We start from the raw sequence: 19,552 nt of genomic DNA on the forward strand, positions 1-19,552 counted from the left end.
GACAACAGCGATAAAAAGCTCGCGGCTAAAGCCCTTCCTACAGGCAAAGCACAGCAATGTAGGATGGGTTGAGCAACGCGATACCCATCACGGAGAACAACGAGGCAACGATGATCCTACCCAAACAAGTCCGCCTGGTCGAAGTCGGCCCGCGTGATGGTTTGCAGAATGAGAAACAGCCGATCAGCGTGGCCGACAAGGTGCGCCTGGTCGATGACCTGTCCGCTGCTGGCCTGCGCTACATCGAGGTGGGCAGCTTTGTTTCGCCCAAGTGGGTGCCGCAAATGGCGGGCAGCGCCGACGTGTTTGCGCAGATCGAGCAACACCCCGGCATTACCTACGCGGCCCTAGCCCCCAACCTGAAAGGTTTTGAAAGCGCGTTGGAAGCAGGCGTGCGCGAAGTGGCGGTGTTTGCTGCCGCGTCGGAAGCCTTCTCGCAGAAGAACATCAACTGCTCAATCCGCGAGAGCCTGGATCGTTTTATTCCGGTCATGGACGCGGCCAAACAACATGGCATCCGTGTGCGTGGTTATGTCTCCTGCGTGCTGGGCTGCCCCTATGACGGCGCTGTGCCGCCCGAGCAAGTCGCCATGGTCGCCCGCGAGCTGTTTGCCATGGGCTGCTATGAAGTGTCTTTGGGCGACACCATCGGGGCTGGCACTGCTGGCGATACGCGCAGGTTGTTCGAGGTGGTGGGCCGTGATATCCCACGCGAGAAATTGGCCGGGCACTTCCACGACACCTACGGCCAGGCGCTGGCCAATATCTACGCCAGTCTCTTGGAAGGCATCAGCGTGTTTGACAGCTCAGTTGCCGGGCTGGGCGGTTGCCCCTATGCCAAGGGGGCTACCGGTAATGTTGCGACGGAGGATGTGCTGTACCTGCTGCAGGGTCTTGGCATCGAAACCGGTATCGATATGGAACGGCTGATCGCAGCTGGCCAGCGCATTTGCACGGTACTGGATAAACCCAACGGCTCACGGGTGGCGCGGGCGCGCCTTGCAAGCGCGTAGCCCGGATAAGCCGCGGCACGCGGCTTATCCGGGAATTGTCGTCCAAAAGCAGCCCCGGATTGCTCCAAGGCTTATCCGCGCTACGTTAGCTGTAAGGTTTTATTTACGTACCGTAAAGCGCACCCGTCAGGTTCTCTGCAGGCTGCCGGGCAGCGTTACACCGTGGCTACAGGCGCGCTGGCTGCCGATCAGGATCAGTCTCGCGCAGTTCGACGCAAGCCCAGTGCCAGCCAGTAGGCTTGCAGCAATCAGCCCGCTCATCGCGCAGGCACAATAACAATGATGAGGAAGCACCATGCAACAGCCCCTGTGGACGCCTTCGGCCGAACGTATCGCCGCCACGCGGATGGACAGCTTTCGCCGCTTCGTCAATCAGCGCCACAGCCTGCAACTGGCCGACTACCCGGCCCTGCACGCCTGGAGCGTTACGCAGCGTGAAGCCTTCTGGCAGGCGGTGGTCGACTTCTTCGACGTGCGCTTTAGCAGCCAGCCCGAAGCTGTGCTGCAAGAAGGCCGCGCCATGCCCAATGCGCACTGGTTTCCTGGTGCAACGCTGAATTTTGCCGAACACCTGCTGCGCCGCCGCGATAACCACCCTGCCCTGATCGCGATTGGCGAGGACGGCGCGCGCGAACAACTGAGCTATGCCGAACTGGCCGCCCATGTCGCCGGCCTGCAACGCAGCCTGCGCGCCGCTGGCGTCGGTATCGGTGACCGCGTCGCGGCCTTTATGCCCAATACCTGGCAAACCGTTGTGGGCATGCTCGCCGCCAGCAGCCTCGGCGCGACCTGGTCGAGTTGCTCACCCGACTTCGGCACGCAGGGCGTGATTGACCGTTTCGGCCAAATAGAACCTAAAGTACTGATCGCCGCCGCCGGTTACCGCTATGCGGGCAAACATCTCGACCTGACCGCCAAACTCAACGAAATCCTCGAACGCCTGCCCTCGCTCGAGCAGCTGATTGTGGTGCCCTACGCCAACAGCCAAGCCAAAGCCGCCGACTTCCATTCGGCGGCAAAAGTCGCGCTATGGCAGGACTTTTACCAGGCCGTTGGCGAGCCCGAATTCACTCAAGTGCCCTTCGATCACCCGCTGTATATCCTCTATTCCAGCGGCACCACCGGCGTGCCCAAGTGCATCGTGCATGGCACCGGCGGCACCCTGCTGCAGCACGTCAAGGAACTCGGCCTGCACACCGATCTGACAGCCGACGACACCCTGTTCTACTACACCACCTGCGGCTGGATGATGTGGAACTGGCTGGTCTCTGGCCTGGCGCTGGGCGCGACCCTGGTGCTATTCGACGGTTCGCCCTTCCACCCGGGCGCCGAGCGCCTGATCGACCTGATCGACGCGGAAAACATCAGCATCTTCGGCACCAGCGCCAAGTTTCTCGCGGCGCTGGAAAAAGCCGGTGCCAAACCGGGCAACACGCACAGGCTGCAGCGGCTTAAAGCCATTTTGTCGACCGGCTCGCCGCTGTCTCACGAGAGCTTCGAATACGTCTACCGCGAGATCAAAGCCGATCTGTGCCTGTCGTCGATTTCCGGCGGCACCGATATCGTTTCCTGCTTCGCCCTCGGCAACCCGGTGCTGCCGGTGTGGCGCGGCGAATTGCAGTGCAAGGGCTTAGGGATGGACGTACAGGTGTGGAATGACGCAGGCGCGCCTGTGACCGGCGAAAAAGGCGAACTGGTGTGCGCGCAGCATTTCCCGTCCATGCCGGTGGGCTTCTGGAAGGATGAAGATGGCGGCAAGTTCCAGGCCGCCTACTTCGACACCTTCCCCGGCATCTGGGCCCATGGCGATTACGCCGAGATCACTGCCCATGGCGGCCTGGTGATTCACGGCCGCAGTGACGCGGTGCTCAACCCCGGCGGCGTACGTATCGGCACCGCGGAAATCTATCGTCAGGTGGAAAAGGTCGAAGAAGTGCTGGAATCCATCGCCATCGGCCAGGAGTGGGACGACGATGTGCGCGTGGTGCTGTTTGTGCGGTTGCGCGAAGGTGTCGAGCTAACCGATGCGTTGCAAACGCAAATCCGCCAGGTGATCCGCGCCAACACCACACCGCGCCATGTGCCGGCCAAAATCATCGCCGTGGCGGATATCCCGCGCACCATCAGCGGCAAGATCGTCGAGCTGGCGGTGCGCAACGTGGTGCATGGAAAACCGGTGAAAAACACCGACGCTTTGGCCAACCCGCAGGCGCTGGAGCTGTATCGCGATCTTGCCGAACTATTGGTTTGAGCTCAAACAACTGCAAACGTGTCACTAAAATCGTGCATATACTCCAACTACGAACCGTTGGAGTAATGCTGTGGTTTTACGTTGGTTGGTGCTTGCGATCTCGCTCTTACCCCTGTGCCGGGGTGCTTATGCAAAGGAAATACTTGAGCTACATATGCCGGATGCCCCGCCCCTGACCTTTATCAGTTTTCAGGGTGGATATGGCATGGTCGGCGATGTCGCGCTGTCAGCCATCTCTAGGGCAGGTTACCTGAGTCATCTGCACCTAACGCCCTGGCCCAGAGCTCAGCAGCGCGTCAGCAGAGGGGAAAACATGTTGATTATCCCCATGTCGCGTTCACCCCAGCGGGAGAGCCTCTACACCTGGATTGCGCCCATCATGGTGATGGAGCGCGCTTTTTTCAGTTTGGATGCGCCCGTTGCAAACTTTCCCGAGGCCCGCAAACGCTATCAACGTGTAGCCGTTGGCCATGGCACGGCACAAGCAGACATCCTTAAAAGCCAAGGTTTTACGGACGAGCAAATCGTCAGTCTTAAACTGGGTGATAACCCCGAGCGCATGCTTGAACTGGGCCGCGTGGACGCCTGGTTTACCAGCGTTCCCGAGGGTTTATACCAATGGCCCGGTAGCCAGAATATGCTGCGCATGAGCCCCGTCATGTCGAGTGACGACCTCTACCTGGCTTGTTCCAAGCGCTGTGACAAGGTCATCGTCGAAGAACTGCGCCAGTCAGTTGAATCCCTTCGCCGTGAAGGCGTTGCCCAGTCCATTCAGGATGCTTATTTGCAACAGCGCTGACGGCTTTACTGATCGCCCTCAGATACCCGCACGTCCTGGATCTTCTGGCGGCAGTTCTTCATCGATATCTTCAAGCGTTAATTCCAGGCCCCAATTGGCCGCAGAGCTGCTGGTTGCAACGGCCGGCGCAGCAGCGGGTGTTGGAGCCACGCTGGCTGCAGGCGGTGCAGTCACGGCAGCGGGCGTCTCGCGATAAAGCTTAAGTTTTAACCGCACGTTATTCGCTGAATCGGCGTTCTTCACCGCTTCTTCTTCATCAATCGAGCCGTCGTTGACCAGGTCGATTAGCGCCTGATCAAAGGTCTGCATACCCAGGTTTTTCGACTTTTCCATGATTTCTTTGATCTCGGAAAACTCATTGCGCTTGATCAAATCACGAATAGTCGGCGTGCCCAGCAGCACCTCCACCGCCGCGCGGCGCTTGCCGTCGATGGTCTTGACCAGCCGCTGCGAAACAAACGCCTTGAGGTTGTTACCCAGATCATTCAGCAGCTGCGGGCGACGGTCTTCCGGAAAGAAGTTGATGATACGGTCCAGCGCCTGGTTGGCGTTGTTGGCGTGCAGCGTGGAGATCGCCAGGTGGCCGGTGTCAGCAAAGGCCAGGGCATGCTCCATGGTTTCACGGTCGCGAATCTCACCGATCAGGATCACGTCCGGCGCCTGGCGCAGGGTGTTCTTTAACGCGGCATGGAAGCTGCGCGTGTCCACGCCCACTTCGCGCTGATTGATGATCGACTTTTTGTGCTTGTGCACATACTCCACCGGGTCTTCGATGGTGATGATATGGCCGCCGCTGTTGCGGTTGCGGTAGTCGATCAGCGCCGCCAGGGAGGTCGACTTGCCCGAGCCAGTACCGCCGACAAACAGCACAAGGCCACGCTTTTCCATCACCGTTTTGAGCAGCACCTCCGGCAGTTTGAGGTCTTCAAATTTGGGAATATCTAATTTGATATTGCGCGCGACAATCGACACCTCGTTGCGCTGCTTGAAAATGTTGATACGGAAACGTCCAACCCCAGCAATCGAGATGGCCAGGTTCATCTCCAACTCACGCTCAAATTCCTCGCGCTGCGCACTGTCCATCACCGAGTCGGCGATTTGCGCCACCTCACCGGCTTTCAGTGATTCAGCGCTGAGCGCCTTGAGCACGCCATTGAACTTGGCGCAGGGCGGCGCACCGGTAGACAGATAAAGATCAGACCCGTCCTGGCTGGACAGGATTTTCAGCATGGCGTTGAGGTCCATAAGGCGCTATTCCACAAGTTGGATGTATGACGTTAGGCCAAGATCGGCCAGCCTTCCTGGGGAAATATTCAGGCGTTCAAGGTTGGCGCTAAGCAATTGAAAATACTGGCACAATAGCCCTTTACTAAACGAGGACTGCGTCATGGCAAAGGCAATGGCCCGCCATATTCTGGTGAAAACTGAAGCAGAAGCCGCCGCGCTGAAAAAACGTATTGCCGCCGGCGAGGCGTTTGACGTGCTGGCGCGCAAATACTCGACCTGCCCATCCGGCAAGAAAGGCGGCGACCTGGGTGAAGTCCGCCCAGGCCAGATGGTGCGCGCCATTGATCAGGTGATTTTTAAAAAGCCGGTGCGTGAAGTCCACGGCCCAGTGAAGAGCCAGTTTGGCTATCACCTGGTGCAGGTTTTCTACCGCGAGTAACACAAGAGCGTTCTGGCATGACCCTTGAGCAAATCGCCGCGTTCTGCCTGAGCCTGCCGGGTGCCCGTGAGGACATTAAATGGGGCGGCGTACGGGTGTTTTCGGTGGCCGAGAGCAAGATGTTTGCCTTGTTCCACCTGGACAGCCGCGATGGGCTCGCGTTTAAAGTCGATGCCGATCTGTTTCTCGGTTATTGCGACCGCCCCGGCATCCGCCCTGCTCCTTATCTGGCCCGCGCCCGCTGGATCAGCATGGCCGCGCCCTACCCGCTGAGCGATGGTGAACTGCAAGAGTTGCTGACGCGCTCGCACCAACTGGTCGTCGGTAAACTTCCAAAACGCCTGAAGTTGGCCCTGTTGCTCGACCCAGCCGCAGCAGGCTCTTAGCCGCTGCGATAACCCACAAAAGTAGCTTGGCAGGTCTTAGTGTCCTGCAGTTCGTCCAGCCACGGGCTGCAACACCGAACGACAAAAGGCGGCCGTAATCGCTGCCTTTTTCGTAATGCACCCTCTCACTGGAAACTGGCTTAGCTGCCAATCACCCCGCCATCATTTTTAGTAATCAGCACCGTGGTCGAGCGCGGCCGGGTTTGGCCATCGCTGGCCGGGTAGCTGATACCGGGATGCTGCACATTCGCCCACAGCGCCTTGCCGTCCGGGCTCCAGGCCAGGCCGGTGACTTCACAGCCGCGCGGACCGACCAGAAAGCGCCGCACCTCGCGGGTGCTCGGGTCAGCGCAGAGCAACTGGTTGCAGCCCATGGCCTGCATCGCCGCTTCATCGTCACCGTAGTCAGTCTGAATCCACAGGCGGCCATGGCTGTCGAAGGCCAGACCATCGGGCGAGGAAAAAATATCGCCGTTGATGGTGCCGGTCAGGTTGGCGGGTACCGCCTTGCCGTTGCCATCCCTAGCACCTTTCGGCTCACCAGCGAGCAGGAACAGCTCCCAAGTGAAGGTTTCGGCCGTAGGGTCTGCACCCTGCTCGTTAAAGCGCAGGATTTGCCCGTGCAGGTTCTGCGGGCGCGGGTTGGCTTTGTCGGTGGGCTGCTTGTCGCCACGACCATCGTTATTAGTCAGGGCCACATACACCTCACGGCTGGCGGGGTGCACGGTTGCCCACTCAGGGCGATCCATCGGCGTTGCACCCACCAAGTCAGCGGCGGCGCGGGCATTAAGCAGCACCTCGGCTTGGCTGGCAAAGCCACTGGCGCGGGTTAGGCCGTTTTGCCCGTGCACCAGGGCCAGCCACTGACCGCTGCCATCGGCATCGAAACGCGCGACATAGAGGGTGCCTTCATCGAGCAGGTTGCGGTTGGCTTTGGGGTTGGCCGCATCGAAGCGCCCGCTGGGGACGAACTTGTAGACGTACTCGCCCTTGGCATCGTCGCCGGAGTAGAAGGCCATGCGCCCGTCACCGCCCAGGCTCAGGGCCGCACATTCGCGGCTGAAACGGCCAAAAGCCGTGCGTTTGATCGGCTGCGCCTGCGGGTCAAAGGGGTCGATTTCCACCACCCAGCCAAAGCGATGCGGCTCGTTGACGTAACCGCCGTGTGCTTGCTGCGGATCGGGGGTGGCGTTGAAGCGCGGGTCGGCGGTTTCCCAAGCGTAGTTCTTGCTGGTGCCCTCTTTGGCCAGGCCATAGCGTTTGTGCGACACGCGCGTGGCGTAGTCGGCCTGATCACGGTTGATAAAGTAGTTGTGCCAGTTTTCCTCGCAGGTGAGGAAGGTGCCCCAGGGCGTAACGCCGGTGGCGCAGTTGTTGAGCGTGCCGAGCACTTCCAAGCCGGTCGGGTCGACAACGGTTTGCATCAGCGCGTGCCCAGCCAGCGGGCCGGCGATGCGCATGGCAGTCAGGGCGCTGATACGGCGGTTATAGGGAGAATCCATCACCCGCTGCCACTGGCCGTCGGCGGATTTTTTCACTTCGATCACCGACACGCCATGGGCGGCTTGCTCTTTGCGCACCTCACTCAGCGGCCGTGGTTTGCTCTGGTCGATCTGGTTGCCGGGGTGCAGCGGCGGGTTGACGTATTCGTGGTTCATCACCAGCAGGCCGCGATCGGTCTCGCCGTCGAAGGCGAAAAAATCCATGCCGTCATGGTTGTCGCCGGCTTGCTTGAGCTGCGCCTGCCAGTCGTCGCTGCCGTCCGGGTTCCACTGCGGTGCGCCGCCCTCAACCGGGTCACCCCAGGAGAAGAACGGCGTGGCGCTATAGCCTTCGGCAACCAGCACGCGGTCGAATTGCGGGTCAATCTGCACCGGTACGCCCTTGAAACCCAGCAGCGGGCTGGCCCCGGCACTGCGGCAGGCACTGATACCGCCAGCGAAGAAACCGAGCGCGGCCAAGGTGAGGCCACCCTTGAGCACATTGCGCCGCGCCGGGCTGAGCAAGTCACTTAGCGCCGGGTTGGTACTGGGGTTGATGGTCACATCGTCGTGGGCTTCAAGGCTGGCGTGAAACTGTTGGTGATCCTGGTTCATCACGGCTCTCGTAAAGGTTGGCGCACATCGCCCGCTATTGAACGGACGGGTGGCGGCATGGGTTTATTCGATGCGGTAGGTAAAAGTGTTTTTCACATTGGGCACAGCAACGGCGCGGCCCTCGATCACCCGTGGCTGGTAGCGAAAGCTCTGCGCCGCGGCCAAGGACGGGCGAATAAACAAGGGATGACAGGCACCGACCACGTGCGGCTGCTCAACCCGACCCTGGGTGTTGACCGTGTAGCTGACGGTGCACTCACCCTCAATGCCTTTGTCCAGCGCCCGCTGCGGATAAGCCGGTGCTTGCTTGGCAATCGGCAGGTACTGACGGCTGGCCGCCGCAGCGGCTTCTGCTTTACGCGCCTGCTCGGCAGCCGCATCGGCGGCCTGTTGACGCTGCTGCGCGGCAAGTTGTTCGGCGGCTTGGCGTTGTTGCGCCTGCTCGCGCTCTTGCTGTTCTTGCCGAGCCTGTTCCTGACGTTTGCGTTCAATCCGCTGGCGTTCCTGCGCAAGCTTCTCCTGCTCGACACGCTTATGCGCCAGAGCCGCCTGCTCCAGTTTTTGCTGGGCGATACGTGGGTCGATCTGCGGCTCCACCGGCGCACGCACTTGCGGCGGTGGGGCTTCGACCGGCAGCGGAGGCGCGGTTTCCACCACCGGCGCCGGTGGCGGCAGGCTGACCAGCTGCATGCTGATAGTGCTGACGCTCGGCGCTGCGGGCTTTTCCACCGGCCAGTTGGCCAGCAGCAACGCCAGCACCAATGCATGCAGGGCCAGAGTCAGTAGCGCGGCCTGGGCATTGCGCAGGCGCGAGATTGGCAATCTGGGCCAGACAACAGAAACGGGATTTTCCATCAGCGCGCTGCTCACTGCGGGGCCTCGGTGATCAGGCCAAGGTTGCTCACCCCGCCCTTCTGCAAGGCAGCAATACCGGCCACTACGGTGGCGTAGTCGGCGGCCTCGTCAGCGCGGATATACACCTGGGTGTCACCCCGCTCGGCGATGATCTGCGTGACCTGAGCGGTCATTTCCTCCAGGCCCACGGTGCGGTCGGTCTGCTGTTCGGTGTTCAGCTCGCTGCCCAGGTTCCAGTAATAGCCACCGTCCGCCTGCACCGAGAGTGTAAGGATCTGCTGCTGGGTATCGGTGGGCAGCGCTTCGCTGGCGACCTTGGGCAGCTCGACCTTGACACCCTGGGTAAGCATCGGCGCCGTGACCATAAAGATCACCAGCAGCACCAGCATCACGTCGATGTAAGGCACCACGTTCATCTCGGCTTTGGGCGCGTGTTTGTTTATCGGCTTGCGCATGGCGGGTTCCTCAGGCGGCGGCGCTGACGTGGCTGCTGGCGGCGTGCAGTTTGCGGTGCAGACGCGCCTGCAATTCGTTGCCAAAGCCGTAGTAGCGCGTGGTCAGGGTGGCCACACGGGCGCTGAAGCGGTTGTAGGCGATCACCGCAGGAATCGCTGCGAACAGGCCGATGGCCGTGGCGATCAGCGCTTCGGCGATACCTGGGGCGACCGTGGAGAGCGTCGCCTGCTGCACCTGGGACAGGCCGATAAAGGAATTCATGATCCCCCAGACGGTGCCGAACAGGCCGATATAGGGGCTGACCGAACCGACCGTGGCGAGAAACGGCAGGCCCTTCTCCAGGCGTTCTTCCTGCTCGCTGATGGCCACCAGCAGCGAGCGCTCGACACCGTCGATCACCAGTTCACCAGCAATCCCCGGCTCGCGCTTGAGCTGGACAAACTCGTGGTAACCGGCCTGAAAGATCTGCTGCAAGCCGGCATCTTCATCGACGTTATCGCTGCCTTCACGGTACAGCTGGGCCAGATCATGGCCGCTGCGAAACCGCAGCTGAAATTCTTTCATCAGGTGCTCGCTGCGGCGCAATACGGCGCTGCGCTGGATGATCAGGTACCAGCTAAGCAGCGAGGCCAGCAGCAGAATGAGCATGACCGCCTGCACCAGCAGGCTGGCATCACTGATCAGACTCCAGACGGTCATCTGTTCGAGGGTGTTGTGCATGGGTGTCTCCTTGCATCGCGCGCCGAGGAAAACCCTCGGCCGCTATTCGATTACGTTTGTGTTGCCGATTGATGACGGCTTCGCGTATTCCGCTCGTGGCTATTCCAGGCCCAGGGCTTCAGCCACCGCGCTCCAGGGCAGGTATTTGTAGTTCTGCCGGTCTTCGGGCATGCGCTTGCGACCGTCCTGCACCACCAGCAGGCCGGCGCTCCAGATGCCACCGAGGTTGGCCGAGGTAACGTCCAGGCCGTCAGTTTCGGAGGCACCGTCGATGCCCAGCTGTGCGTTCAGGCCGATGCGAAACGCACCGCGCACGGCATAAGGTGCAGTGGCATCAAGCACCACATAGCTGTCGTTGCCCTGGCTAGAAATCACCAGGTAGTTACGGGTCGCGCCCTGGTAAATAGCCAGGCCTTCGATGTCGTCATGAACCACCTCACCGGCCGCAATCACTTGCTCCAGCAGGGTTGGCGCATCGGCGCGGGCATCCAGCGCCCAGACCGCGACATCTTCTTCGCCGACAAACAAGCGCTGGTTGCGGTCATCGGCGACGCAACCTTCTGGCTGGCTTGCCACCTTGAACTGGCGCACCAGCTCACCCTTGATCTGCCCCGCGTCCGCACTCAGGCGGTACTGCAGGAAGGTGCCGTCCTTGTCATTGGGAATTGCATAGATGGCGCCTGCGGCATCCTTAAACATGCACAGGCCATAGATGTCCTTGAGCGACGTGGGCAGCTGGCCCAGATTGCGCAACTCGCCGCTGCTGCGGTCGATGGCGAACACCTGCAGGCTGTTCTGATCGCGATTGCTGGCCACGGCCAGGTCGACCAGCTGGCCATTGAGATCAAAACCTGCGCGTACATCGACGTTATTCATCCGCCCGACGCGCAGGTCCTGCAGCTGCTTGCCGGCCAGGTCATAGGCCAGCAGGCCGCCCTGCTTGTCGGTGCCCAATACGCGGCTCTTGCGCGGGTCACTCGGGTGCACCCAGATCGCCGGATCATCGGCGGCATCGCCCAAACTCGGTACCGGGTCGGTTTGCACCTGCACCGGCAGAATCGGCAGTGCCGGCTGCGCTTCAGGGGCTTGCGCCTGCCAGTTCAACTGCCCACGCTGAAGGCCGTCGTCATCGCGTACCAACAGCTCCAGGCCGCCAGCCACGGCACGCACGCTAATACCTTGCGGCTCGCTCAGCTTGCCCAGGGGCAGTACCGGCTGAGCCTGCCAACCGGCTTCGCCATGCTGATAGCGGTGCAGGCTGTTGCTGTCCGGATCCAGCGCCAGCACGCCGCCCGGCACCACGGCCATACCGGCGAGCGCCTTGCCGATATCACCGAACGGTTGCACCAGGCCTACCGGTTCGCGTACCAGATCAGCTTCGGCATGGGCGGCGTAGGCCCACAGACCGACGCCTTCTTCGTTGACGTACAGCCGTTCGGCGACATCATCCACCTGGCAGTGCTCACTGGCCGGTGGCAGGCTCATACCGCGCACACGCTTGGGCGTTGCCAGCGGTACTTCATGCTGGGCCACCAGCCACTGCTCGCCTATACCCTCCTCACCGATCAGGAAGACAAACGCGTTGTGCGCCGCATCGCGGTACAGGCACAGGCCGTCGATTTTGTACGCCGGTTGTGGAAGGTACAGCTGCTCGCCCCAGCGCTGGTTCGCCAGGTTGACCAGCATCGCCTGCTGACGGTCGACGTCCAGCGCCGCCACCAGCAGGCCGCGCGGGCCAACGCGGTGATCGATGCTGGCAAAGGTGCCGGACAGTTGGCTCAGGGTCGCGCCCTGACCATCGAGCACGAACAGGCCCTGCTTCTCACTGCTCTGCAGGCGCTCGGCACCTGGCCAGAAGCTGTCGCTGGCGAGCCATTGCGCCGCCTCGACCGACTTCATGCTTGGGCTGGCAAGCGCTTGCAGGCTCAAGGCTGCAGCGGGTTTATCGGCCACCGAGTTCTGGCAAGCACTCAAGGCGATTAGGCTGGCGAGCAACAGGTTTTTCTTAACAAACGAAAGATGCATACAGGCAAATCCTTACTGAAAACTTAACCGCCAACCGGGCACGCCCATGGCGCACCCAGCCGGCATACAGGTCAGAAGTGGGTGAAGGTCAGGCCGAGCTTGTAGGTCGGGCCGTACTCTTCGTACTGGGCGTTGAAGTCGCGGCGGCCGCTGTAGACGTAGAAGGACTCATCCGTCAGGTTCTGCGCCTGGAAGGTCAACTGCAGCGCAGGAGTCAGGAAGTAGCCGGCGCTGAAGTCGACAAACAGCTGCTCATCGGCGTAGAGGTCATGGGCCTTGTCGTCGATGGCGGCGACTTCGGCCAGGTAAGCGGACTTGTAATTGGCGGACAAACGCAGGCTGAGCGTGTCGTCTTCCCAGCCGAGCATCAGGTTGCCGACCGTGTCCGATTGATTCGGCAGGTCGATGTCACGGCTCAGGCCCTGCGCTTCGATGCTCGCATCGGAGCGGCTAAAGGTGGCGTTGGCCCCTACCAGCAAACCGTTCCAGGGTGCGGGCAGCCAGTCGAATTTCTGCGAGTAGGCCAGCTCCAGGCCATACAATTCGGCGCTGTCGCCATTGGCAAAACTCAGCGCCTCATCAAAACCGATCCATTCGCCGGTGCCAGCCAGGTCGGTGTTGTAGACGAAGCTGTCGATGTCCTTGTAGAACACGAACGCCGACATCACGCCCGCACGGCCCATGTAATGCTCGATGCCAAAGTCGAGGTTCATCGACTCCAGCGGATCAAGCTCCGGGTTACCAAAACTGGCATCGCCACCATCGATCACGAAACCTGGCGCCAGTTGGCCAAAGGTCGGCCGCACCACGGTGTTGGTCCAGGCGGCGCGCAGTTGCGTGCTGGCGTTGAGCTGATAGCGCGCATGCAGGCCAGGCAACCAGTGCTCATAGCGCGTGTCGCTTTGGGTCGCCTCGTATTCGCCATCGCGAATGCCGGTGCCTTTGGCATCGAACTCGGTGCCCTCGTAACGCATACCGGCGATAAAGCGCCAGTCGTCGATGTCGAGGCTGTTCATCAGATAGGCAGCGTTGATGTCTTCGCTGATCTCGAAGTCATTCACCCGTGACTCTTCTTCGTTATAGAAGTCGGCTTTGTTCAAGCCGCCGAGCAGGCGTTCGATGGCCTTGTCGCTGATTCCGGGGCCAAAGCGGCCCAGGCCGTAATCCACCGAGCCCTTGGTGAACTGACTTAGGTTGAGCTGAGCATCGGTAAGGCCAAAGGTGTCGAAGTCCTCATAGCTCCAGGCTTCCAGATCGTTGTCCTTTTCCCGGCGGCTGAGCTTGCCGCCGAACTTGACCTGGGAGGCATAACCGCTGAGGTCGTAGTCGCGTGCCAGGTCGAGCTTGATGTTCTGCTCGGTATCGGTGGTTTTCTGCTTTTCCCAATCGACGCTATCGAGGGTGAAGTTGTTCGGGTCGTAGAACGCCGAGTCGATATTCAGCCGCGGCTTTTTGCTGTCGCTGAAGCCTGCGTCGGTGAAGTCGTCATTGCCCTCAAAGGTCGCGCCGGCAATACCTTCCGGGCTGTCTTCGCTGGAGCGGCTGTAACCAGCCTGGGCGCCGATGGTCCAGAGCCCGAGCATGCGCTCGCCACCCAGCACGTAGGACTGTACTTCCTGGGTTTCCTCGCGGCTTTTCAGCTCGCGGTAACCTTCGGCGTCGCCACGCTCACCGGGCAACTGCGCATCGGCAAATTCGACGCCTGCGGCGTTGCGGATTTCGCTGTCCTGATAGCGGCTATACAGGGTGCGCAGGTAGTAGCTGGAGAGATCATCGGGTTTGTAGTCGAAGTTCAGGCCAAAGCCGGTGCGCTCACGGGTGATTTCGTAATCGCGCTGCTCCAGCTCTTCCAGCCGCGCGCCATTGTCGAAGTCCCAGGCGCCTCCGGTTTCAACGTTGTCCGAGCCAAAGTCGCGCTCCTGCCAGCTCAACGCTGCGGCCACGCCGAAGTTGTCGATACCGTCGCCCAGGCTGAAACGGTCGCTGATCGCGCCGGAGAACTTCGGGCTGGTTTGCTCGGTGTTCTCGTCGTAGCTGCCTTCGGCGCTGCCGGTGTAGAACAAGCCTTCGTGGTCGAAGGCCGACAGGCTCTCCACCTCCACCGTGCCGCCCAGGGAGTTGGCGTCCATGTCCGGGGTCAGGGATTTGACCACTGTCAGCGACTGCACCAGCTCTGAGGGCAATACATCCAGGGCCACGGCGCGGCGGTCGCTTTCCGGCGAGGGCACCAGGGTGCCGTTGATGGTCACGCTGTTCAGGTCCGGGCCAATACCGCGCACGCTGACAAAGCGCCCCTCGCCCTGGTCACGCTCAACCGACAGGCCGGGAATACGCTGCAGCGCTTCGGCGGCGTTGTCGTCCGGCAGCTGGCCGATGCCATCGGCGTGCACCACGCTCTCGACGTTGTCGGAACTGCGCTGCTCTTTCAGCGCCTTGTCGATACTCACAGCTTGGCCGACCACCTCGACATATTCGGTGGCCGGTTCAGCCGCCATCAGCTGGCTGTTAGAGGCAATCGCCAGGGCCAGCACGCTGATATGCAAACCCGAATTGCGAGCGGAACTGCTGCGAACCTTCATCACCTACCCTCCCCAAGATTGATCGCTGCCAGGCTGCAATGGCCGGGCTATTGGGGAGCGAAAGCTAGGCAGGAGTGATGACGCTTCTGTGACAGCACGTGCGGCAATACCGCTAAATCAGCGGGTTTTAGCGGGCTTTTGTGCGTAATTGAGCTGAAATGACCGCAACGTCGCAGCCGAGCGGCCAACTACCCGGCAGGCCGGTGCGCTGTTTAGCGCAGTTCTTCATCTATAGCTCGGTAGAAATGCGCCCACACGCACCGGCAGAAACCGCCTGATCGCCGTAAAGCGCAATAAATCCGCGAACAACCCTGAGCCAATTTGACCTCCCCCACTGCAACCAAACCGTCATCTGCATCTGTTGTGCTGGCGGCCATTACCCTCTGCGGAGCCTATTGGCCATGCCGCCACTGCTGAAATTGCACGTATGGAAACTCACCGGCCTGTTGCTGGCGGCCAACTTCGGCCTGCTCGCCTACCTCGGCGCCGGCACGCTCAAGGCGCTAAGCGAATGGAACTGGACCGATATCGGCGGTGAAGGCGGCTCGGCGTTGCTGGTGCTGGTGTGGATCGGCCTATTGCTGAAAAGTCGCCCGGCCGGGCAAGTCACCACCCTGCTGTTCTACGGCCTGGCATGCCTGTTCTTCTCGCTGTGGATGGATACCCTCGACGAGTTCGTGCAACTTTCGGAAAGCATCGCCTGGGACAAGTGGCTGGAATCGGGACCGATGCCCGTGGGGTTTATCCTGATGACGCTGGGCATCTATCACTGGCACCGCGAACAGCTGGCGATCAGCGGCCAGATGGAAAAACGCGAGCGTCTGTTTCGCGAACATCGCCTATTCGACAAGGTCACGCCGCTGGGCGGGGCCGACTACCTGCGCTTGCAGTTGCAGCAAGCCTTGCAGGAGGCGCACAGCGAGCAACAACCGCTGTCGCTGGTGATCCTCGACCTGGACGATTTCAGCCGGATCAATCGTGAATACGGCCACGCCGAGGGCGACCGCGTATTGCAGGTGGTGTCCCAGGTGATGGTACTCAACCTGCGCCGCCAGGACCTGCTCTGTCGCCTGGCCGGCGATCGCTTCGTTGTGCTGCTGCCCAATACCGGCGAACAACAGGCCCGGCATCTGGCCCTGGAACTGCGAGCCGCCATGCAGCACCTGGCCTATAAAAGCCACCTGCATGGCGAGCGCCTGCAACTTAGCGCCAGCGTGGCGGTGGTGATGGCGCAGCAGGACAGCCCCGAGAGCCTGTTACAACGGCTTAACCTGGCGCTGGCGCGAGCCAAACAACCGCCCTTTATCAAACGCGCCTGAGGCGGATGCCATGACCGTGAAAACGCCTTGGTACGAATGCGACAGCCGCTTTATTGCCGCCCACTACCAACCTGCGGCATTGATCGACCTGGCCATCAGCCGTGAGATCGATACCCATCGCCTGCTGCGCGGCACCGGCTTGTTCTACGACGACATCCTGGCTGGCGAGGTACGCATCAGCCCGCAGCAGTTCCTGGCGCTGATCGATAACGCACAACGGCTGCTGGAGGCCGACGACACCAGCTTCCTCTTCGGCCAGCGTTTGCTGCCTGGCTACTACGGCGCGGCCAGCCAGGCGCTACAGCAGGCCGGCAACCTGCAACAGGCGCTGGAACTGCTGATCGAGATGCGCGCGCTGTTCAGCCCGCTGCTGGCACCACGGCTGTTGCTCGACGAACAGCACGCCTACCTCTACTGGGTCGACAGCAGCGGCGCCGGGCCGCACTGGCGGTTTCTGGTCGAGGCCTGCATGACGGCGGTGGTGGCGATGGCCCGCTGGTTGTCCGGGCAACGGCTGCCGTGGCGCTTCCACTTCGCCCATGCGCAGCCGCGCTATATCGAACAGTACTGGGTGCACCTAGGCGAAGACCTGCACTTCGACAGCCAGCTGGACATGCTGCGCCTGCCCCGCGAATTTATGACCGCTGCCTGGCCCAACGCCGCACACACCGCCGGTGCGGTGGCGCGCCAGGAAGCCACGCGGCAACTGCATAACCTTGGTTATCAAGCCAGCCTGCTGGACCGTTTATATGCCTGGCTGCAAGCCAACGTGCGTCAGTCACCGAGTTTGGAGCAGGCCGCGCACGCCTTCGAAATGAGCCCCGCGACCTTCAAGCGCAAACTGCAGAAACACGGCACGCACTATCAGGAACAGCACGACCGGGTGCGTAAGCACGTAGCGCTCTACCTCTACCGAATCAAGGCGTACAGCAATGAGGAAATCGCTGAATTCCTCAGCTTCCACGACGCGACCAACTTCCGCCGCTCATTCAAACGCTGGACCGGGCTTTCACCCAGCGCGCTGCGCCAGTTATTTGAAGCGCGCTAGCTGATAACGCTCAGGCGATAAATACCCGACATCGCTGATCGTTTTTAGCCGAAGGTTTTAATAAACTGCTGCGCGCTTGCCCGTAGGACGACAGCTAACTGGCTGCTGAATGATGCGTTTTTTCAGCCCGCGTCAGCCGCACAGTGCTGCCCGTTGAATGGCCCGTGAGGACGCGCAAGGCCATCCCGGCAACCAACACACGTGAACCGAAACAGAGGCTGCAGATGTCGGACAGCACCACCCAGTTGCATGAATTCAGCCGCCAGGATGTGTGGGCTGGCTTCAAGCAACTCGTCCCCCTTTCCATTTTTGTTATCGCCTTCGGCGCAGCGTTTGGCCTCGCAGCCGTCCAGACTGGGCTGGATAACCCGTCAAGCCTGCTGATGAGTACGCTGGTGTTCGCCGGAGCCTCGCAGTTTGCCGCGCTGGAGCTGTGGGGCGTAAACATTCCCCTTGTCCCGCTGGCCCTCACCGTATTTGCCATCAATGCGCGCCACCTGCTGATGGGCGCATCGCTCTATCCCTGGCTGCGCCATTTATCACCGGCAAAGCGCTATGGGGTGATGCTGGTGGCGTCCGATGCCAACTGGGCCTTGTCTATTCAGGCCTTCAATCGCGGTCAGCCGGGCTTCGGCTTACTGCTGGGCGGCGGTCTTGCGTTGTGGTCATTCTGGATATTTGGCACCTGGCTGGGCATCTATTTTGGCGGTGCCATCCATGACCCCAAGAGTTTCGGCCTGGACATGGTGATGGGCTGTTTTCTGCTGGCGATGGCCGTGGGGGGCGAGAAGAACCTGCGGCTGTTGCTGATCTGGACAGTCGCCGCCGGCTCTTCGCTGCTGGCTTACTGGTATCTGCCGGACAATAGCCATGTGGTTGTCGGCGCACTGGCAGGCGGCGTGCTGGGTGCGCTGTGGATGGAGAAGACAAAATGAGCATGGCCACGACGGGCTTTGGCCCGCTGATCATCGTTTTACTCATGGCGGCAGTGACACTGGCAACCCGCTGGGGTGGCGTGTTTGTGATGTCGTATGTGCCGATCAACTACAGGGTTAAGCAGTTCATCAGCGCCATGTCCGGTTCGGTGCTGGTGGCCATTCTTACGCCCCTGGCGATTGACGGCGATATGAGTGCGCGGCTGGCCTTGCTGACTACCGCAATCGTCATGCTACTGGTGAAAAAGCCTCTGCCGGCGATCGCTGCGGGCATATTGGTCGCGGCTATCAGCAGGCAATTCTGAATACAGTAGAACGCTGCCGCGCTGCACGCTGGGGTAACCCTGCGCAAAGGCTGTACCTGGCAGCCCTGATCAACGACCATTGGCCGAAGGTCAGGTTTGCCTGCCCAGCCCACAGCTATTCAAGGCCATGCCGTGTTCTCCTCTGAGCGTTTGAAAGGCATCGATGTATTCGTCTGCGCCGCCGAACTCGGCAGTTTTGCCGCAGCGGCTGAACGCCTGAACCTCACCAGCTCGGCAGTGAGCAAAGGCATCGCGCGCCTGGAAACCCGCCTGGGTATACGCCTTTTCGAACGCACCACGCGCAGGCTGGCGTTGACGGATGCGGGCACGGCCTTCTACCGAACCTGCACGCGAGTACTCGCCGACCTGGAAGAATCGGAGCTGGCGCTGCATGCCGAGTTTTTCGAGCCGCGCGGGCGGATTCGCATCGACCTACCGGCCTCTTACGGACGTATGCACGTGCTACCGGTGATTCTGCAACTGGCCAAACAGCATCCGCTGCTGATGCCGCATATCTCCTTTACAGATAGCTTTGTCGACCCGGCCGATCAGGGCATCGACATTCTGGTGCGCATCGGCGGTTCGGATATTTGGCCGGCCACCCTGGGTCACCGCTACCTAGGCGCCGAGCGCCTGATTTACTGCGCTGCGCCCGAGTACCTGGCCAGGCGCGGTACCCCGGCAAGCGAAGCGGAGCTTGAACAGCACGACTGCGTGCTCTACGGCCATAGCGATGGTCACGTAAGCCCCTGGTATCGGGAAGGCCCTGAGCCGGGCGACAAGAAGCGGCAAATCATGCCGGCGCGAATTGCCGTCGGTGATGGTGAAGGGGAAGCACTGGCCGCTGTCGCCGGCTATGGCATTGCGCAATTACCTACCTGGCTGGTGCAGAGGCATCTGGAGAGCGGCGCACTGGTCGAGGTGCTGCCGCAGCTGGCCACCGACGGCCTGCCAATGAACGTGGTCTGGCTAAAGAAACGCGAGACGCTGCCCAAGGTCAGCGTCCTGCTGGAAGCGCTCGCGATCTGCCTGACTCCCGCAGGCCACAGCTTGCCTGAATAAGCGGATAAGTGAATTAAGCTCAGTAATAGCCAGAAAA

Annotated in this window: 17 protein-coding genes; 10 read left to right on the plus strand and 7 right to left on the minus strand. The window is 61.1% G+C overall.

Annotation, left to right across the window (positions count from 1 at the left end):
- Nucleotides 1-110: 110 nt before the first annotated feature.
- The 3 genes from AC0J6G_RS07880 to AC0J6G_RS07890 all read left to right on the plus strand — a co-directional run bounded on the left by AC0J6G_RS07880 (nt 111) and on the right by AC0J6G_RS07890 (nt 4,063).
- Entirely contained in the window at nt 111-1,013 is a 903-nt protein-coding gene (locus AC0J6G_RS07880) for a hydroxymethylglutaryl-CoA lyase (protein WP_475252883.1), read from the plus strand.
- Between the two features lie 295 nt (nt 1,014-1,308).
- Nucleotides 1,309-3,264, plus strand: a complete 1,956-nt coding sequence (locus tag AC0J6G_RS07885; protein ID WP_475252885.1) for an acetoacetate--CoA ligase — start codon at nt 1,309-1,311, stop codon at nt 3,262-3,264.
- A 70-nt stretch (nt 3,265-3,334) separates the two neighbouring features.
- Complete coding sequence (locus tag AC0J6G_RS07890; protein ID WP_475252887.1) at nt 3,335-4,063, plus strand: substrate-binding periplasmic protein; 729 nt, start codon at nt 3,335-3,337, stop codon at nt 4,061-4,063.
- An 18-nt stretch (nt 4,064-4,081) separates the two neighbouring features.
- Here the strand turns inward: AC0J6G_RS07890 and AC0J6G_RS07895 are convergent, their stop codons facing one another.
- Entirely contained in the window at nt 4,082-5,308 is a 1,227-nt protein-coding gene (locus tag AC0J6G_RS07895; RefSeq protein ID WP_475252889.1) for a PilT/PilU family type 4a pilus ATPase, read from the minus strand.
- A gap of 142 nt (nt 5,309-5,450) precedes the next feature.
- On the opposite strand from AC0J6G_RS07895, the gene AC0J6G_RS07900 reads away from it, so the two are divergent.
- Complete coding sequence (locus AC0J6G_RS07900; RefSeq protein WP_090253882.1) at nt 5,451-5,729, plus strand: peptidylprolyl isomerase; 279 nt, start codon at nt 5,451-5,453, stop codon at nt 5,727-5,729.
- A gap of 17 nt (nt 5,730-5,746) precedes the next feature.
- Nucleotides 5,747-6,115: an MmcQ/YjbR family DNA-binding protein gene (locus AC0J6G_RS07905; protein ID WP_475252892.1), complete on the plus strand. Its 369-nt coding sequence runs from the start codon at nt 5,747-5,749 to the stop codon at nt 6,113-6,115.
- A gap of 140 nt (nt 6,116-6,255) precedes the next feature.
- Here the strand turns inward: AC0J6G_RS07905 and AC0J6G_RS07910 are convergent, their stop codons facing one another.
- From AC0J6G_RS07910 to AC0J6G_RS07935, 6 genes are all read right to left on the minus strand, one after another.
- Complete coding sequence (locus AC0J6G_RS07910; RefSeq protein WP_475252894.1) at nt 6,256-8,211, minus strand: PhoX family protein; 1,956 nt, start codon at nt 8,209-8,211, stop codon at nt 6,256-6,258.
- A gap of 63 nt (nt 8,212-8,274) precedes the next feature.
- The gene (locus AC0J6G_RS07915; protein WP_475252896.1) at nt 8,275-9,066 is read right to left on the minus strand and encodes an energy transducer TonB; all 792 of its coding nucleotides are present in this window, start codon (nt 9,064-9,066) and stop codon (nt 8,275-8,277) included.
- A gap of 11 nt (nt 9,067-9,077) precedes the next feature.
- Nucleotides 9,078-9,521, minus strand: coding sequence for a protein TolR (gene tolR / locus AC0J6G_RS07920; protein WP_475252898.1), 444 nt, complete (start codon nt 9,519-9,521; stop codon nt 9,078-9,080).
- Nucleotides 9,522-9,531: 10 nt separating this feature from the next.
- Nucleotides 9,532-10,242 carry a protein TolQ gene (tolQ, locus tag AC0J6G_RS07925; protein WP_475252900.1) on the minus strand — a complete coding sequence of 237 codons (711 nt, stop codon included), beginning with the start codon at nt 10,240-10,242 and terminating at the stop codon, nt 9,532-9,534.
- 99 nt (nt 10,243-10,341) lie between these two features.
- Complete coding sequence (locus tag AC0J6G_RS07930) at nt 10,342-12,267, minus strand: phytase (RefSeq protein ID WP_475252902.1); 1,926 nt, start codon at nt 12,265-12,267, stop codon at nt 10,342-10,344.
- A gap of 71 nt (nt 12,268-12,338) precedes the next feature.
- On the minus strand, nt 12,339-14,846 hold the full coding sequence (locus AC0J6G_RS07935) for a TonB-dependent receptor (protein WP_475252904.1): 2,508 nt from the start codon (nt 14,844-14,846) through the stop codon (nt 12,339-12,341).
- A 401-nt stretch (nt 14,847-15,247) separates the two neighbouring features.
- Between AC0J6G_RS07935 and AC0J6G_RS07940 the strand changes: the two genes are divergently transcribed.
- The 5 genes from AC0J6G_RS07940 to AC0J6G_RS07960 all read left to right on the plus strand — a co-directional run bounded on the left by AC0J6G_RS07940 (nt 15,248) and on the right by AC0J6G_RS07960 (nt 19,515).
- Nucleotides 15,248-16,165 carry a GGDEF domain-containing protein gene (locus tag AC0J6G_RS07940; protein WP_475252906.1) on the plus strand — a complete coding sequence of 306 codons (918 nt, stop codon included), beginning with the start codon at nt 15,248-15,250 and terminating at the stop codon, nt 16,163-16,165.
- A 10-nt stretch (nt 16,166-16,175) separates the two neighbouring features.
- Nucleotides 16,176-17,213, plus strand: coding sequence for an AraC family transcriptional regulator (locus AC0J6G_RS07945; protein WP_475252908.1), 1,038 nt, complete (start codon nt 16,176-16,178; stop codon nt 17,211-17,213).
- A 224-nt stretch (nt 17,214-17,437) separates the two neighbouring features.
- A complete protein-coding gene (locus AC0J6G_RS07950; protein WP_475253643.1) occupies nt 17,438-18,148 on the plus strand; it encodes an AzlC family ABC transporter permease in 711 nt (236 codons plus the stop codon).
- Nucleotides 18,145-18,453: an AzlD family protein gene (locus AC0J6G_RS07955; protein WP_475252910.1), complete on the plus strand. Its 309-nt coding sequence runs from the start codon at nt 18,145-18,147 to the stop codon at nt 18,451-18,453. Before AC0J6G_RS07950 ends, AC0J6G_RS07955 begins: the two co-directional genes overlap by 4 nt.
- A gap of 132 nt (nt 18,454-18,585) precedes the next feature.
- Nucleotides 18,586-19,515, plus strand: a complete 930-nt coding sequence (locus tag AC0J6G_RS07960; RefSeq protein ID WP_475253645.1) for a LysR family transcriptional regulator — start codon at nt 18,586-18,588, stop codon at nt 19,513-19,515.
- The last annotated feature ends 37 nt before the right edge of the window (nt 19,516-19,552 follow it).

It is taken from the genome of Pseudomonas sp. TS_SC_3 (assembly GCF_056156225.1).

Coding starts and splice junctions, on each gene's coding strand:
- AC0J6G_RS07880 (WP_475252883.1), top strand. CDS start 111: ATGATCCTACCCAAACAAGTCCGCCTGGTCGAAGTCGGCCCGCGTGAT.
- AC0J6G_RS07885 (WP_475252885.1), top strand. CDS start 1,309: ATGCAACAGCCCCTGTGGACGCCTTCGGCCGAACGTATCGCCGCCACG.
- AC0J6G_RS07895 (WP_475252889.1), bottom strand. CDS start 5,308: ATGGACCTCAACGCCATGCTGAAAATCCTGTCCAGCCAGGACGGGTCT.
- AC0J6G_RS07900 (WP_090253882.1), top strand. CDS start 5,451: ATGGCAAAGGCAATGGCCCGCCATATTCTGGTGAAAACTGAAGCAGAA.
- AC0J6G_RS07905 (WP_475252892.1), top strand. CDS start 5,747: ATGACCCTTGAGCAAATCGCCGCGTTCTGCCTGAGCCTGCCGGGTGCC.
- AC0J6G_RS07910 (WP_475252894.1), bottom strand. CDS start 8,211: ATGAACCAGGATCACCAACAGTTTCACGCCAGCCTTGAAGCCCACGAC.
- AC0J6G_RS07915 (WP_475252896.1), bottom strand. CDS start 9,066: ATGGAAAATCCCGTTTCTGTTGTCTGGCCCAGATTGCCAATCTCGCGC.
- tolR (WP_475252898.1), bottom strand. CDS start 9,521: ATGCGCAAGCCGATAAACAAACACGCGCCCAAAGCCGAGATGAACGTG.
- tolQ (WP_475252900.1), bottom strand. CDS start 10,242: ATGCACAACACCCTCGAACAGATGACCGTCTGGAGTCTGATCAGTGAT.
- AC0J6G_RS07930 (WP_475252902.1), bottom strand. CDS start 12,267: ATGCATCTTTCGTTTGTTAAGAAAAACCTGTTGCTCGCCAGCCTAATC.
- AC0J6G_RS07935 (WP_475252904.1), bottom strand. CDS start 14,846: ATGAAGGTTCGCAGCAGTTCCGCTCGCAATTCGGGTTTGCATATCAGC.
- AC0J6G_RS07940 (WP_475252906.1), top strand. CDS start 15,248: ATGCCGCCACTGCTGAAATTGCACGTATGGAAACTCACCGGCCTGTTG.
- AC0J6G_RS07945 (WP_475252908.1), top strand. CDS start 16,176: ATGACCGTGAAAACGCCTTGGTACGAATGCGACAGCCGCTTTATTGCC.
- AC0J6G_RS07950 (WP_475253643.1), top strand. CDS start 17,438: ATGTCGGACAGCACCACCCAGTTGCATGAATTCAGCCGCCAGGATGTG.
- AC0J6G_RS07955 (WP_475252910.1), top strand. CDS start 18,145: ATGAGCATGGCCACGACGGGCTTTGGCCCGCTGATCATCGTTTTACTC.